Genomic DNA, 16086 nt, shown 5'->3' with positions numbered 1-16086 from the left:
GAATCAACGGTGGGACGGGGCTAGCAGCAGGAATGCAAGATTCTTGCACCGGGAAACCGCCGAATTGACCTCAGCTGACGGAAAGCCCATCAAACAAAATGTTCAATAACGTAATAACATTTGTCTTTTGTAATTTTCGATTTTACTTTTCAGGCACGTTCAGCTTCTCTCTGAGGTCTTGCTTATGTCTGTAACGCTTCGCATCGCTCTCCGTGACTGGGATTATGTGACCCCGCTTGTGGTTGGAGATGTCTCATCTCCTCGCCTAAATATCGCGGTCGATCGAGTAAGCGCGCTCGTTGGCAATCTTGCAGAGGATGAAGCGCACGATGCAGCCGAAATTTCCTTCAGCCGTTATTCGCAATTCCGACACGAGGGTGACGATAGGGTAGTGGGAATGCCCAACTTCATCATGCGGGGCTTTCGCCATCGCTGCGTTATCACTACCAAGCAAAGTCCGATCCGCGCTCTTGCAGATCTTACTGGCAAGAAAATTGGCCTCACCGGCTGGCGCGATTCGGGCAATACCTGGACACGCGCGGCTTTGCGCCGGGAGGGTGTGGGAATCGAAGATGCGACGTGGTTTGCCGGTCGCCTGACGGAGGCGCATCCGATCACCGATCGGCTGGATGGGTTTGGGCGACCGGGGCGCATTGAAGCCGCGCCGGATGAACGCCCGATGGTCGATCTGCTGCTTGAAGGCGGCCTTGATGCGGTCTTGACGCCCTTCATGCCGAAGGGGTTCTTCGACCAGAATTCCTCATTCCGTCGCGTGCTCGAGGATTCTCGCACAGCCGAAGTCGCCTATTTCCAGGAGGTCGGCTACGTGCCGGGCATGCACCTGATCGGGATAAAAGCCGCCTTTGTCAGAGAAAATCCGTGGGTCATCGACGAGCTTGGCGAATTGATCGACGAGTCGCACCGCCTCTGGCTTGAGAAGCGTGAGAAGTATGCCGACACGACGCCATGGATTATTGATGAGCTTGCGCGTTGCGCGGCTGACCTGCCGCCTTCATGGAATGCAAGCGGCTTTCAACAGAACGAAAAGATGATGACCGATTTCGCCTTCGAACTCTACGAGCAGAAAATCCTGCCACGCATCCTGACGCCGACCGAACTATTCCCCATGCACGCAACGGGTCGAAGACCTCTGGCGCATTGACAGGTGTGTGTGCGCAGCCGAGGTCGGGGGCGATTCCGTGTAGCGCTCCCCGGGCTCAAGGGAAACTAAGGCCAGTGCGATGACTGGCCGCGAAGAAGTGGGAGCTAGAATGGGCAACTATTCGAATGAGACAATTGCGAGCCAGTCCGCCGAGGGCTATGACGCTGTTGGTTCGGTTGAAACGAACGTGGTGGACGGGTTCACGATGGTCGCGGTGGGCGACCTCCTTACGTCCCGGCCGCTGACGAAGGGTACACATCCTGGCTTCGATGATATCATCAAGATCCTTCGTGATGCGGATGTCACGTGTGGCAATGTCGAAACCAACATTTTCGACATGCGGTCCTTCACGGGAAGCCCCCAGGCGAGCGGTGACTACGTCATCAGCGTTCCGGAGCTTGGACCCGACCTGAGGGCGATGGGATTCAACATCGTGAGTCGCGCGAACAACCATGCCCTTGATTGGGGCGTCGAGGGCATGCGTGAGACGAGCCGAGTGCTTGATCAGAGCGGGATCATTCACGCTGGTGTCGGTGAGAACCTCGCTCAAGCCAGCGCCGCGCGCTTTGTCGAGACCGAGCGAGGCCGTGCGGCGCTGCTGTCGTTTTCGTCAACGTTTCAGCCGATGTCTCCCGCGTGCGATCCTGCCGGTGAGGCGCCAGGACGACCCGGGCTCAATCCACTGCCTGTGAAGTCGAGCATCACGGTCCCGCCAGAGATGATGGAAAGCCTGAGGCGGATACGAGATGCGTTGCCCGGCTTCAGGCAGGGCGGCGAGGACTCCGAAAAGATCGTGCTCGGCGGAACAACATTCAGAGAGGGCGAGAAGGTCGGTTACAGCCTCCAGCCCGACCGGCGGCATGTCGAGGACATCCTCCGTAATGTTCGTCGCGGCAAGCTGCTATCCGACTTCTGCATGGTTGCCCATCACGGTCATGGAGCCGGAAACTGGTGCCAGGAGCCGCCGGACTACGAGCAAGAGTTCGCTCGCGGACTGATTGATGCCGGGGCTGATGCCTATATCGGGCATGGACCGCATCAGTTGCGCGGGATCGAGATCTACAAGGGCCGGCCGATCTTTTATAGCCTGGGCAACTTCATGTTTGATAATCTGCAGACTCCGATCGGAGCCGAGATGTTTGCGGCCTATGGCAAGGACCCGCGGACCAGCACAGATGCCGACCTGATCGTTGACGTGATGGTGAAAGGCTTTGAGTCCGATGGAGGGTTCACTGACCCGGTTTACTATGAGAGCATCATCGCGGTCAGTCGCTTCGAGGACAATCAACTCTCCGAATTGCGTATCTATCCGGTTGAGCTCGGCTACTCCGCAAGGTTTGCAAATCGCGGTGTGCCCCGTCCGGCGCCGGCGCCCAAGGCACAAGCCATTCTGAAACGTCTGCAAAGGCTTTCCGTGCCGTTTGGCACCGAGATAACCGTCGAGAATGATGTGGGGATTATCAGGTTGCGGCCGGACGCAGCAGGACGATCCGCACGAGGCTAGCTGTGCGTGAAAACGCTAGAGGACCGACCGCAGATCTACTGTTTCCTCCGATGACAGATGAAGCCGAACTGAGGTCCGACACAAACAGTCCCGCGGAACTTGCAGCAGCGATCGTGCGAGCCGCGAATATTCGAGGTGAAACCGATATGAACCAAACGGCCCTACCTGAGCTTCCCGCGTTTCTCCAGACTCGCGAAAAGTCGCTCTTCATAGATGGAGCCTGGCGCAATTCGCAGTCCGACGGACGTATCGAAACCCGAAATCCTGCGACCGGCGAGGTGATCGCTACCCTTCCCGATGCCTCGAAGGAAGACGTTGACGTGGCAGTCGCGGCCGCCCGGCGAGCCTTCGAAGGTGAGTGGTCCCGGTTTACTCCCAACGACCGCCACGCCCTGATCATGAAGGTCCTCGGCGTCATTGAAAAGCATTTCGAAGAACTGGCGATCATTGAGACGGTCGACATGGGAGCACCCTTGTCTCGGACCCGATCGTTCTGGAACTATATTGATCGATGCCTGCGCTTTTTCGCAACTCAAACTGCCAACACCGGCGGGCAGACCCTGCCCACCTCCCTGCCAGGCGGGCTGATGACCATGACCCTTCGAGCTCCTGTCGGCGTGGTGGGAGGCATCCTTCCATGGAACGGACCCTTGATCGGGCAGCTCTGGGTTCTAGCGCCGGCGCTGGCTACAGGATGCACGGTTGTTCTAAAGCCGGCGGCGGAGGCCTCACTGAGCGTGTTGAGAATGGCCGAGCTCATGACCGAAGCTGGGGTCCCGAAAGGCGTCATCAACGTCGTGACCGGTCGCGGATCCAAGTCCGGCGCGATGCTGGCCGAGCATCAGGACGTGGATAGAATTGCCTTCACCGGATCGACGGAAACCGGCCGCTCGATAATCAAGGCATCCGCCACCAACATCAAAAGACTCCAGCTGGAGCTCGGCGGCAAGTCCCCGGACATCGTCTTCGCCGATGCGGACTTGGACCGGGCGATTCCGGGCGCGGCCATGGCGGTGTTCGCGAACAGCGGACAGGTTTGTTATGCTGGTACGCGACTGTTCGTGCAGTCCAGCATACTTCCCGAGTTCGAAGAGCGGATTGCGAACTTCGCGCGGACTCTGAAACTCGGAAACGGGCTTGAGCCCGACGTCGCACTCGGGCCTCTCATTTCCGACAAGCAATTGGCGAGCGTAATGGGATATATCGATGCCGGCCGAGAAGAAGGGGCTCGATTGGTTGCTGGCGGTACGAAGCCGGGAGGCGCTCTGGAGGCCGGAGCCTTTCTCAACCCGACCGTCTTCTCGAGCGTCCACAATGACATGCGGATTGCGCGAGAAGAGATTTTCGGGCCTGTGGTCTCGATTATTCCATTCGACACCGAAGCCGAGGCACTCAAGCTCGCGAATGAAACTCCTTATGGGTTGGGGGGCGGCGTATGGACGCAAGACATCGGAAAGGCGATGCGAATGGTTCAGGGAATCCGAGCAGGAACGATCTGGGTCAACAACTACGGGGCTATCGATCCGTCGGTTGGTTTCGGCGGAGTCAAGGCGAGCGGATATGGCTGGAAGGGTGGCCCCCAGCATGTCGACGCGTTCCTATACCAGAAGAGCGTCTACATCGGGGGACTTCATTGACCCCACTGTCGCTTGAGCGCTTGTCGCGCGCTTCACCAATTGTTGCAGTTCGAGGGCAAGCTAAGATGCGCTGCCCTCGGGCTTGGCGGTGCGCTTGTTCAAATGTGGGTCGGTAATGGGCTCCGGGCGAGTCTCTGGATTTTGCTAGAGGCATCGATCATCAGGTATGCGAAGGCCAAGCTTGTCGCGCCGTAGCCTGCCAATAGCGCCACGGATGGTTCACACTGCGTGCGCCAAAGCTATCGCATCGGCGACTTCGTCGTACCTGTCGGCGAGCATCGACGTCGCGACGCGGATATGGCTGCTTGGCAAGATCGAGTATTTCTCACCAGGATTAACCGCAATATTGCGCGCCGCAAGCGTCACCATGGCGAACGACTCGGAATCGACCGGTACCCAGAGGCAGAGCCCGTGGCCGCCATGGATCTCAATTCCGCGCGACCGGAGGGCGGCGGCGAGCGCATCGCGCCGCGCATTGTAGATCGCGCGCGCTTTCGAGATCGTCTCAAAGGTCGAAGGCTGCTTTAGAAGCCAGGCAACCGCACCTTGCAGCAGCCGGCTGGTCCACCCGGCGCTGAATGCCCGATAAGACTGGAGCTGATCGATTATGGAAGACGAACTCGAAAGGACGGCAAGCCTAAGGTCGGGTCCAAGCGTTTTGGAATAGGAGAGAATATGCACCGTCCGGTCTGGGAAGCGGCTGCCCAGTGATCTCGGCTCGGCATCCGAGATGTCGCCAATACCGTCGTCCTCAATAATCAGTGTGTCTCTCTTCTCCAAGACATCCCCCAGCAGATCCAGCCGCTCGGCGCTAACCGTCCGCCCCGTCACCGAATGCAGACGGGGCTCGAAAATGAATGCGCTCGGACGTTCCTTCATCGCCTCGTCGAGTGAATCTGGCAGCGGTCCGTCTTCATCGCACAGGACCGGCACGATCTTTACGCCAAGATCTTCGAGAATATCGAGCAGACGCATCGCGGTCGGATGTTCGATCGCCACGGTCGAGCCGGGAAGAACGAGCGCGCGCACCGTTATGTAGACGGCGTTGTAGCCGCCGTTGGTGGCAAGCATCGCCTCGGGCTCGTAGGGCCAGCGCCGCATCGCGGCTTGGCGCAACTCCGGAATGATACGGCTCCGCTCATAGCTGTTGAGATCCTCGGCGGAGGCTCCATGCACCAGAGCGTCTGCCAGCGGAGGCAAAAGGGACACGTCCGGCACGGCTCCGGTCAGATCCAGTGCTCCCGGTGCATAATTTCCCGAACTGGCCAGCCGCTCCGGCTTCGCTACGAAACGATCTCCGCTGACCCAGGTGCCGTTCCGCCCCCTACCGGTGATGATCTTCTGGCGGCGAAGTTCGCTCCAGGCCTCCGATATCGTCGCCGGGCTCACCTTGAGCTCGTAGGCAAGATCGCGGATCGCAGGCAGTCGGGCTCCGACGGGCAAGATGCCGGCCCTGATCAGGGCACTGGTCTCCAGTGCAATGCCGCGAATTGTCCTGTCGGTGATCTTTCCGGCAAACCAACTGGCTTCAAATTTGTCGCTCATGTTCCCCCATCGCTTTAAATGTTCAATAACGTAATAACGTTTGTACATTTAGATTTCAACATTTAATCTGGAGCAAGTCAAAGGCATTCGAGGCGAGAGCGGTCGGCGGGACTAGCGGTCATACTCGCGCCAGGAATATGAGCAGGAGAGCATTGTGAAGATAAGCCTGATTCAAACGAGTCCGCAAAAAGATCGCGACGAGAACCTGCGGGTGACGCGCGAACTGATGCTCTCCGCCGTCAAATCCGACAGGCCGGATCTCATCGTCCTGCCAGAATACTTCGCCTGGTACGGAAAGAACGTCGAAGAGAAGCTGGCGATGGCCGAGCCCACTTCCGGCGGTCCCGCCTACCAGATGGCCCAGGAATTCGCGAAGGAGCATGGCGTCTACGTCCATGCCGGCACCATCATCGAGAAGGTCGAGGGAGAAAATCGAGTCTACAACACGAGCTTCGTGTTCGACCGCGAAGGCCGCGAGGTCGCGGCTTACCGAAAAATCCACCTCTTCGACATCATCGCGCCGGACGGCACGGCGCACAAGGAGTCAGAAACTGTAAAGCCAGGGCAGGATATCGTCACTTATGACATCGATGGCCTCAAGGTCGGCTGCGCAATCTGCTACGACATCCGCTTCTTCGAACTCTTCCTTCAGCTGCAGAGGGCCGGCTGCGACGTCATTGTCCTGCCTGCCGCCTTTACCCTTCAGACCGGAAAGGATCACTGGGAAGTTCTCGCCCGCGCCCGGGCAATCGAGACACAGACGTATTTCGTCGCCTGTGGCTCAACCGGCGTGTCGACCGAGGGAAACGAGAAGTACCACTTCTATGGCCATTCGCTGGTCTGCGACCCATGGGGCCACACAGTTGCAAGGGCGTCCGATGGGGTCGGCTTTGTAACCGCCAGGATCGACGCCGCGCAAATTCGAAGGGTGCGCGGTCTCATTCCGATGACGCAGCATCGCCGTCTGACCTGCGCGTGAGGAGGGGAGGCGCGCATGTACGTCATCAAGGATATGCCTGATCCGGTGCCGAAGGAGGAGCTTGATCTGCTGATTGAAGTCGAGACGGCAACCGTTGGGCATTGGCGCTTGTTCGGCTTCATGGACCGAGCCATTCAGCCGCTTTTGCCTAGGCGCCGCGTCGTCGGGACGGCGGTGACCGTCGGCATTGCAGGCCCGGATTCAACTTTGCTTCACCATGCCGCCGGCATGCTACGCCCGGGCGACATCGTGGTCGTCGATCGCCTCGGAGACGACAAATACGCCTGCTGGGGCGGAGGGGTCACGGTTGGCGTGAAGGCCGCTGGCGCGGTAGCGGGCATTGTTGATGGACCGTGCACTGACGCGAGCGAAATTGAAGAATTGGACTTTCCGGTCTGGTCCCGCGGTCTCTCGCCGATCACGACCCGCCTCTATGACATCGGTGGCGGCATGAACATCCCGGTTTCCTGCGGCGGTGCCGTTGTCATGCCGGGTGATGCAATTCTCGCCGATGAAAGTGGGGTTCTCGTGATCCCGCGAGAGGAAGTACGGGCCGTCGCAGAGAAGGCCATCGCAATGCAGGAAGCCGAAAGGCACGATGTGGCCAAACTCAGACGACAGAGACTCGGCGAACTTTCGGGCGCAAGCGCCAAGATCGCGGCGAGATTGGCCGGAATGAGGCTGTGATGACAACAAATCCTGTGGCAACGCGCTCAGGTGAGCGGACCTATGACGTGGCGATCGTCGGCGGAGGAATCATGGGGGCCGCGACGGCCTATTACCTCGCGAAAGCCGGCGTGAGCGTCGGATTATTCGAAAAGGGCCGCGTCGGCGGCGAACAATCGAGCAGGAATTGGGGTGCCGTTCGGCAGCAGCAGCGCGATCGAGCGGAATTGCCGATGATGATCGAATCAGTCCGGCTATGGACGGGGCTCGAAGAAGAACTCGGCACGAGCCTAGACTGGAACCATCAGGGCCATATCGCACTCGTATATGACGAACAGACCGGTTCCCGATATGAGCAATGGCTTCCTGTTGCTCGTGAATTCGGGCTCGACACGACGATGTTGACCTCGAAGGAAGTGCATGACCTGTTGCCCCATTACCGCGACCCAGAATGCACGGGTGCACTATTTACGCCATCAGACGGCTGTGCAGAGCCGGAGAAGGTCACTTGTGCCTTCGCGCGCGCGGCTGTGTTGAAAGGCGCAGAAATCCTTGAGCTCACCAGTGTTTCGTCGATCGAGACCCAGAATGGCAACGCCTGTGCGCTTTGGACGGAGCAGGGGCGTATAAGGGCCAACACCATTCTGGTGACCAGCGGGGCTTGGACCAGCAGGCTCCTTAAGCCACTTGGAGTGTCACATCCGTCGCTGTGGATCCGCGGCAATGTCGTACGCACCAACGTATTGCCGATCGAGCTTCGCAAGCTGCTTGCCTGGGGCAAAACCTCTTACAGGCAGCGTTCGGATGGTCGCGTGAACATCGCTGCGGCGAGCGTTGCTTTTCATGATCTTACTGTGCCCGACAGCTTCCGTTACGGCGCCAAGTTCCTGCCGGTGGCCAAGGATCACTGGGGAAGCTTTCGGTTCAGTATTGGTAGGCATGCGGTCCGCAGCCTCATGGGGGAGTTTAGCGACTTCACCACCCATCGAACTCTCGACCCCCGACCTGAATGGAAGGTGCTGAAGCAAGCCGCCGCACTATTCGCCCGAGAGTATCCAGAGGCGGGCCCGATCACGCTTGAGCGCGCATGGGGCGGGTTCATTGACTACATGCCAGACGAGTTGCCGGTCCTCGGCGAGGTTCCAGGATATGCCGGGCTGTTCATGGCCGCAGGGTTTTCGGGTCATGGGTTCGGGCTCGGTCCCGTGATCGGTCGCGTCATGGCCGACCTCGTCAGAGGTAATCCGGTCGGCCATGACCTGACGCCATTCTCTCCTAAGAGATTCTCGAAGGGGTTCCGAGCCAAGGAACGCGAACATGCTTGAGATGAACACGGCCATGTTAAACGCCAGGGAAAGCGTGAGCGATGAGGCCGCGGAGGCCCTCCATGTCGAGGACCTGCACAAGAGATTTGGCAGCCTTGAAGTCCTGAAGGGCGTGTCGCTGTCTGCGCGTGACGGAGATGTTGTCGCGGTCATCGGTGGTAGCGGCTCTGGCAAATCCACGATGCTTCGCTGCATCAACTGTCTGGAGAATCCGACAAGCGGCATTATCCGGGTCAATGGCGAAGAGATTCGCCTGAAGCCGGACGGCCGAGGCGGCAGCGTCCCCGCCGATCGCCGGCAGATCGAACGCATACGCTCCAGGTTGGGGATGGTCTTCCAGAGCTTCAACCTCTGGAGCCACATGACTTTGATCGAGAACGTGATCGAAGTGCCGATCCACGTCCTTGGCGTCAGGCGCGATGAAGCAATCACCCGTGCCGACAGCCTTCTTTCGAGAGTAGGGCTTCTGGAGAAGAGGGATGTCTACCCGGCGTTTCTGTCCGGGGGGCAGCAACAACGCGGCGCCATTGCGCGCGCGCTGGCGGTTCAGCCGCGCGTCATGCTCTTTGACGAACCCACCTCTGCCCTAGATCCAGAGCTCGTCGGTGAGGTGTTGAACGTCATCAGGGATCTCGCGCAGGAAGGGCGCACCATGATCCTGGTCACCCATGAAATGAAATTCGCCCGCGAGGTAGCCACCCATGTGGTCTTCCTCCACGGCGGACAAGTGGAAGAAGAAGGGCCGCCGGACGCGCTCTTCGGCTCTCCGAAATCGGAGCGGCTCAAACAGTTCATCAGTAGTGTGAGCTAGCGTTCGGAAACATCAATCCAACAAAAGGGGAATGACATGAAAAACGTTCTGAAAACCATCATGGCCGCAGCAGGCCTTGTGGGCGCTTTGGTCTCGCCGCTCGCGTTTGCCAGTGCAGCGAGTGCGGAAACTGTCAAGATCGGAGTAGCCGCAGAACCCTATCCGCCGTTCAGCACTCCCGATGCCTCGGGCAATTGGTCGGGCTGGGAAATCGACTTCATGCATGCCCTGTGTGAAGACCAGAAGATGGACTGCCAGATCGTTCCAGTTGCCTGGGATGGCCTCATCCCTGCGCTCACGTCCGGCCAGATCGATGCCATCATGTCATCCATGAGCCATACGAAGGAGCGTGCGAAAACCATCGACTTCTCCGACAAGTATTATTTTGGTCCGGTTGTCATTCTCGGGCCAAAGGGCGCGGATCTGAAGGCAACGGCCGACAGCCTGGCGGATAAGATCATCGGTGTGCAAACCGCGACAAACTACCAGCGCTACGTGGAAAAGTACTTCCCGAAATCAACCGTAAAAACCTATCAGACCCAGGATGAGGTTTACCAAGATTTGGCGGCGGGGCGCATCGATGCCACGATCGACGGCCAGATCGTATCGGCGTCCTTTCTTAAATCACCAAGCGGTGCATGCTGCGAAGTCAAGGACCAGGTTAAGATCGACAATGAGATCTTCGGATACGGGTCCTCGGTTGGTCTTCGTAAAGGCGATGACGCGTTAAAAGAGAAGTTCAACAAGGCGATCGCCAATGTTCGCGCCAACGGCACCTACGACAAGATCACCAAGAAGTACTTCGACTTCGATATCTACGGAAACTGAGGCACTGGCATGCTGGAAATATTGAGCCAGGTCTTTGAGCCTGACGGCCTGCTCGGTATGTTCGCCTTCTCTCCCCCCGGATGGGGGGGGAACCTCCTGGTGGGCCTGTTGCGCTCGATGGAGATAGCAGCGGGCGCCTATACCGTGGGGCTTATCATCGGAGTGCTTGGGGCCTATGGCAAGCTCTATGGCAACGAGGTCGTTCGCGACGTCCTTGCGCTGTATACGACTATTGTACGTGCCGTGCCGGAGCTCGTCCTCATCCTCATCCTCTACTACGCCGGCCCGGCGGCGTTGAACGGCGTATTGCTGCAGTTTGGCTTTGAACGCGTCGCTCTGCCGCAAATGCCGGTGGGCATCATGGTCCTCGGTGTTGTGCTCGGCGCCTATATGACCGAGGTCCTGCGTGGCGCCATTCTCGCGGTGCCTGTAGGACAGATCGAGGCCGGCCGCGCCTATGGCATGCCACCGCTCTTGCTGGCGCGGCGCGTCACCTTGCCGCTTATGCTGGGCAACGCAATACCTGGCTTGTCCAATCTTTGGCTCGCCGCTACTAAGGATACCGCGCTTCTTGCGGTCATTGGCTTCGGCGAACTGACGCTGATGACCAAACAGGCGGCCGGATCGACGAAATCCTATTTCAGCTTCTACATCGCCGCAGGCCTCCTCTATCTCATCGTCTCGTTCGTGTCGGGCCGCATCTTCGGTTGGATCGAGCGATGGGCCCGCAAAGGCCAGCCGGCCGTCGCCAGCGGAGGTACATTGTGATGAGTATCGTCCGTCGATTGGTTCGGCCTCACCGCCTGATCATGGCCGCCCTTGGCCTTGCTGTCGTTGCCTGGTGCGCATTCTCCATGCGCTGGGACTGGATTTCGACTTACTGGAACAACGGGCTGATCCTTCAGGGACTGTGGAACACCACCTGGATTCTATTCATGTCCTGGATCCTTGGATTGTTTCTCGCTCTCTGGTTGGGTCTCGCCCAGGCGGCTGGACCCTGGTATCTGGCGACCCCGGCCAAGGGGTTCTGCTCAGTCATTCGAGGTACGCCACTCCTCCTGCAGCTCTGGATGCTATATTATGGTCTTGGTTCTCTGTTTCCCACATACCCTTGGCTGCGCGGCTCTGTTCTCTGGCCCTACCTACGTGAGGCGTGGCCCTATGCCTTACTGTCGCTGACGCTCAGCGCGGCAGGCTATGGCGGCGAGGTGATGCGCGGTGCGTTCTGCGGCGTTGATCATGGGCAACTCGAGGCTGCTCGAGCGTACGGCATGCCGCGTCTTACGACCTTGCGCCGGATCTGGTTGCCGCTCGCCGTACGTCGGGTGCTGCCGACGCTTGGTGGCGAAGCGGTGCTGCTGCTCAAAAGCACGCCGCTCGTTGCGACGGTGACGGTGATCGATATTTACGCCGTTTCGAGCCAGGTGCGACAGGACACCTTCCTGACGTACGAGCCGCTGCTGCTTTTGGCGCTCGTCTACATGGCGATGGCCGGGCTCATTGCCTTCCTTTTCAATCGCTTGGAAAGGCGCATACCCGTCAGGATCGCGTGACGCATGAGCGCTGCATCCGCTTCAAGACGCCCACTGAGCCAATGGCGGGCTGGCAGGAAACTGCGCCGCCCGCGGCGGGACTGTTGCAAAACCGAAGTTATCAGGCATGGCCCCGTCGTCAGCCGAGGCACAGCCAGGCCGGCCCGGATTGCGGCCCAAGGGAAACTACGACCGGTTCGAAGGAGAACAATGATGAAGAAATCGATCGAGCGTATCGCAGGCGATACCGAAGGTGTCAGCTACGAGTTTCCCGTCTACCGCATCGAAGGCACATCGCCAGATGCGCCGACGGCCTACCTTCAGGCAGCACTGCACTCCTGCGAGCTGCCAGGTACCGTCGCGATTCATGCCCTCATGAAGCGGCTGCGCAAAGCTGAGGCAGAGGGGCGCATCCGCGGCGCCATGACGATCGTCCCGTCGGCCAATCCGATCGGGAGCACGCAAATGCTTTTCGGCGAGATGCATGGGCGGTTTCATTTTGACACTCGCAGAAATTTCAACCGCGGTTTTGCTCTGTTGGATGAGCCTGATGCGTCGCCTCTCAGTGGGAGCGCCAAGGTCACCACGGCTGACCAGGAGCTCAAGGATCGGTTGATGCAACTGTCGATGGGGCACGACATCGTACTGGACCTTCATTGTGCTTATGAGGGGGTGCCATACATTTACGCGCACTCAGTTCTGTGGCCGGCTATCGCAGATTGCGCATCGGCTTTGCGCCTCGAAGCGATCCTGTACTCGTCTGATCCCGGCGACGGTGAATTCGAGGTCGCCGCGATACACCCCTACCTGAAGGCATCGCCCGAGGTAGCCAGGCTCGACCGACGCGTTGTCGCCACAGTGGAGTTCCGCGGCATGCGCGATGTCGATCCGGAACTCGCTGAGGCGGATGCCGAAGGTCTCTATCGGCTTTTGGTCTGGCGCGGCGTCGTGTCTGATGAAGCAATCGGACCACAAGAACCCTATGCAGGTATCGCTGCGCCTCTTGAAAACCTGGAGATGATGCGGTCGCCATGCTCCGGAACAGTGCTCTATCACGTGAAGCCGGGAGATCGGGTCGAGAAAGGCGATCTCGTTGCGACGATCGTCCATTCTCCGGGCGAACCGGACGGCTCGGCTGACATTCGTGCGCCACAGAGCGGCTACGTGCTCACGAGGCACATGCATCGGTTCACGCGCAGAGGCGGTGATCTGATGAAAATCATCGGAGACCGGAGAAGTGCCACGGATGTGGTGGTCGAGGAGTGAAAGATTCCAAGTCTCATCCAAGATACTGTGACGCACCGCTTGGAGGTCTAAGCGCGATGAGAAGGCGTTCTGATGCTGCAGACTCGGCTCCGTGCCTGCCGATAAACGACGACTGCTGGCCTTCCGAGATCTCTGACATGCGGAACGGCTTTGCGGGAACCATGAACTCCTATCGCACCATGGCGCTTCATCCCGCTTTGCTAAGGGCATGGGCGCCACTGCGTCGGCACGTCGTCAAGGACAATGCGCTAGGCCCCACACGGTCCGAGCTTGTGGTACTCCGCGCGGCCTACCGCTTGCGCTCGGATTACGAATGGAAGCATCACGTGAGCCGGGCGCGTGCAATCGGTTTCTCGGACGAACGCATACGAGCCATGTGCGGCACGCCCGACGGGGAAGACGGTCTTATCGCAAGAGCCGTGGACGCGCTTTTTGATGAACGGCGGCTTCCGTCCGCGCTCGAAGCAGAGCTGTCTGCTGCCATAGGCCGACGCGCTGTCTTCGACCTGATTGCGACAGTCGGCTTCTATTCCACGCTCGGTTACTTGGTGATGACCTACGATACCCCGTTCGACGAGGCTATCGCGATTGAGCTCGCCGCACGACCACTCTCGCCTCCTGTTGAGGACGCTTGCACGTCCGATGAGGGGCTCAGGAAATATTGCTGTTCAGACGGGGAGGACGTCGCAGGTTACTTGCGCGATTAGCCTACGCATTGGTCCGGGCCGAACTTTCTCACGGGCCTCATGGGCCGCTTTATCGCGCACCCACAAGGAGTTTCCAAAGCATGCAAGAAAGACTCAATATCGTCCCGTTCGTCAGCGTCGATCACATGATGAAGCTGGTGCTGGCAACCGGTGTCGAACGCTTCCTGATCGAGCTTGCCGCCTATATCGAAGAGGACTTCCGGCGATGGGAGTGCTTCGACAAGACTCCGCGGATCGCGTCGCACAGCGCAGAAGGAGTCATCGAGCTGATGCCGACCAGCGACGGGGAGGCCTACGGCTTCAAATATGTCAACGGCCATCCGAAGAACACCCGTTTTGGCCGTCAGACCGTGACCGCCTTCGGTGTCCTTGCCGATGTCGGCAACGGCTATCCGATACTGCTGACGGAGATGACGATCCTGACGGCGCTCAGGACCGCGGCCATGTCGGCCGTCGCCGCCAAATATCTGGCGCCGAAAGGCGCGCGCACCATGGCGATGATCGGCAACGGCGCCCAGTCGGAATTCCAGGCAATCGCCTTCAAGGCCATCCTCGGCGTCGACAAGCTCCGTCTCTATGACATCGATCCGTCCGCCACGGCCCGCTGCCAAAAGAACCTTGCCGGCATGGGCTTCGAGATCACCGCCTGCTCATCCTCGCAGGAGGCGGTGGAGGGTGCAGAGATCGTCACCACCGTCACGGCCGACAAGCAATATGCGACGATCCTCACCGACAACATGGTCGGGCCAGGCATTCACATCAACGCCGTCGGCGGCGACTGCCCCGGCAAGACGGAGCTCCACCGCGACATCCTGCTGCGCTCTGACATCTTCGTCGAATACCCGCCCCAGACGCGCATCGAAGGCGAGATCCAGCAACTGGATCCAGATCATCCGGTGACCGAGCTCTGGAAGGTCATCACCGGTCAAGTGCCCGGCCGCTCGGGCGGGCGCCAGATCACCCTGTTTGATTCCGTCGGCTTCGCCATCGAGGACTTTTCCGCGCTTCGCTATGTCCGCGACCGGTTGAAGGAGACCGGCCTCTATGAGGAGCTCGACCTGCTCGCCGATCCGGACGAGCCGCGCGATCTCTTCGGCATGATCCTGCGTGCCGCCAAGCCTACTCCCGTTGCTGCCACGGTTGGAGCACTCTGATGAGCAGACAGTCGGTACAAGCGCCGAAGTCGGTGGTGATGATCCGGCCGCATCACTTCACGCCGAACCCGATGACCGCGGCCGACAATGCGTTCCAGTCGAATGACGACAAGCGCTCCGCCGCAGCGATCGCGAGCAAGGCCTTCGACGAGGTGACGCGGCTGGCCGAAGGTCTCGCTAGAGCCGGCGTCACCGTCCATGTCTTCGAGGACAAAACCGTCTCGACGCCGGACTCGGTCTTCCCCAACAACTGGTTCTCGACCCATTCCGGCGGCCACATCGCGATCTATCCGATGTACTCCGCCAATCGGCAGATGGAGCGCCGCGGTGACGTCATCGAGATGCTGAAGGCCGAGTACCGTGTCCAGGACGTCATCGATTACTCGGGTCTTGAGAAGGACAACGTCTATCTCGAAGGCACCGGGGCGATGGTGCTCGACCACGTCGGCCGGGTCGCCTATGCGGTGCGCTCGAACCGCACCAATGAAGTCGCGCTCGAACGGTTCTGCACCCACTTCAATTTCGAGCCCATGATCTTCGATGCCGTCGATCGCAGCGGCAAGCCGATCTACCACACCAATGTGCTGATGTGCATCGGCACGGATTTTGCCCTGCTGGGGACGCAAATGATCCCCGACGTTTCCCGGCGGCAGGGAATCGTCACGAGGCTCGAAGAGACCGGTCGTGAGGTAATTGCGATTTCGATCGAGCAGATCGAGAACTTCGCCGGCAACGCCATCGAGCTTGAGGGCGGGGAGGGGCGTGTCGTCGTGCTTTCCGCGCGCGCCCACTCGAGCCTCGATCAGGCGCAGATCGCGGTGATCGAGCGCTCCGCGAAGCTGTTGCCGTTCGACGTCTCGACGATCGAGCTTGCCGGCGGCTCGGTTCGCTGCATGCTCGCCGGCATCCATCTGTCGCGGCGCACGGCGCCGACGAAACACCTGTTATTCGCGGCCGCATGAGCGCCGCG

The 16086-nt window shown here is 59.6% G+C and carries 15 protein-coding genes; 14 read left to right on the top strand and 1 reads right to left on the bottom strand.

Translation table 11 applies throughout. The features are described from left to right. The first annotated feature begins 184 nt into the window (after positions 1–184). The 3 genes from GHK62_RS30540 (at position 185) to GHK62_RS30530 (ending at position 4303) form a co-directional block, all read left to right on the top strand. Positions 185–1162, top strand: coding sequence for a substrate-binding domain-containing protein (locus tag GHK62_RS30540; protein ID WP_153442675.1), 978 nt, complete (start codon positions 185–187; stop codon positions 1160–1162). 109 nt (positions 1163–1271) lie between these two features. Beyond that, on the top strand, positions 1272–2666 hold the full coding sequence (locus tag GHK62_RS30535) for a CapA family protein (protein ID WP_153442674.1): 1395 nt from the start codon (positions 1272–1274) through the stop codon (positions 2664–2666). 146 nt (positions 2667–2812) lie between these two features. Further along, entirely contained in the window at positions 2813–4303 is a 1491-nt protein-coding gene (locus tag GHK62_RS30530) for an aldehyde dehydrogenase family protein (RefSeq protein WP_153442717.1), read from the top strand. A gap of 219 nt (positions 4304–4522) precedes the next feature. On the opposite strand, the gene GHK62_RS30525 is transcribed toward GHK62_RS30530, so the two are convergent. Then, positions 4523–5848, bottom strand: coding sequence for an aminotransferase-like domain-containing protein (locus tag GHK62_RS30525; protein WP_153442672.1), 1326 nt, complete (start codon positions 5846–5848; stop codon positions 4523–4525). A gap of 154 nt (positions 5849–6002) precedes the next feature. On the opposite strand from GHK62_RS30525, the gene GHK62_RS30520 reads away from it, so the two are divergent. From GHK62_RS30520 to ctlX, 11 genes are all read left to right on the top strand, one after another. Beyond that, the gene (locus GHK62_RS30520) at positions 6003–6827 is read left to right on the top strand and encodes a carbon-nitrogen hydrolase family protein (RefSeq protein WP_184108919.1); all 825 of its coding nucleotides are present in this window, start codon (positions 6003–6005) and stop codon (positions 6825–6827) included. Between the two features lie 15 nt (positions 6828–6842). Next, complete coding sequence (locus GHK62_RS30515; protein WP_153442670.1) at positions 6843–7514, top strand: RraA family protein; 672 nt, start codon at positions 6843–6845, stop codon at positions 7512–7514. Positions 7515–7561: 47 nt separating this feature from the next. After that, on the top strand, positions 7562–8818 hold the full coding sequence (locus GHK62_RS30510) for an NAD(P)/FAD-dependent oxidoreductase (RefSeq protein ID WP_167528404.1): 1257 nt from the start codon (positions 7562–7564) through the stop codon (positions 8816–8818). A gap of 1 nt (position 8819) precedes the next feature. Beyond that, positions 8820–9629, top strand: a complete 810-nt coding sequence (locus GHK62_RS30505; protein ID WP_153442714.1) for an ABC transporter ATP-binding protein — start codon at positions 8820–8822, stop codon at positions 9627–9629. Between the two features lie 36 nt (positions 9630–9665). Beyond that, the gene (locus tag GHK62_RS30500) at positions 9666–10457 is read left to right on the top strand and encodes a transporter substrate-binding domain-containing protein (protein ID WP_153442667.1); all 792 of its coding nucleotides are present in this window, start codon (positions 9666–9668) and stop codon (positions 10455–10457) included. Positions 10458–10466: 9 nt separating this feature from the next. Beyond that, complete coding sequence (locus GHK62_RS30495; RefSeq protein ID WP_153442666.1) at positions 10467–11225, top strand: ABC transporter permease; 759 nt, start codon at positions 10467–10469, stop codon at positions 11223–11225. Next, a complete protein-coding gene (locus tag GHK62_RS30490; protein ID WP_153442665.1) occupies positions 11225–12010 on the top strand; it encodes an ABC transporter permease in 786 nt (261 codons plus the stop codon). Before GHK62_RS30495 ends, GHK62_RS30490 begins: the two co-directional genes overlap by 1 nt. A gap of 192 nt (positions 12011–12202) precedes the next feature. Further along, positions 12203–13255, top strand: coding sequence for a succinylglutamate desuccinylase/aspartoacylase family protein (locus tag GHK62_RS30485; RefSeq protein ID WP_153442664.1), 1053 nt, complete (start codon positions 12203–12205; stop codon positions 13253–13255). A 137-nt stretch (positions 13256–13392) separates the two neighbouring features. Then, positions 13393–13962 (top strand): carboxymuconolactone decarboxylase family protein, encoded by a 570-nt coding sequence (locus tag GHK62_RS30480; protein ID WP_202982061.1) that lies wholly within the window; start codon positions 13393–13395, stop codon positions 13960–13962. An 80-nt stretch (positions 13963–14042) separates the two neighbouring features. After that, entirely contained in the window at positions 14043–15116 is a 1074-nt protein-coding gene (locus GHK62_RS30475) for an ornithine cyclodeaminase (RefSeq protein WP_153442662.1), read from the top strand. Then, a complete protein-coding gene (ctlX, locus tag GHK62_RS30470) occupies positions 15116–16078 on the top strand; it encodes a citrulline utilization hydrolase CtlX (RefSeq protein ID WP_153442661.1) in 963 nt (320 codons plus the stop codon). The genes GHK62_RS30475 and ctlX overlap by 1 nt, the downstream gene beginning before the upstream one ends. Positions 16079–16086 lie beyond the last annotated feature (8 nt).

Origin of the sequence: Sinorhizobium terangae (genome assembly GCF_009601505.1) — a bacterium.
Classification (GTDB): domain Bacteria; phylum Pseudomonadota; class Alphaproteobacteria; order Rhizobiales; family Rhizobiaceae; genus Sinorhizobium; species Sinorhizobium terangae.
The sequence above is the reverse complement of the archived record's forward strand: the minus strand, read 5'-3'. Positions and strand labels throughout refer to the sequence as shown.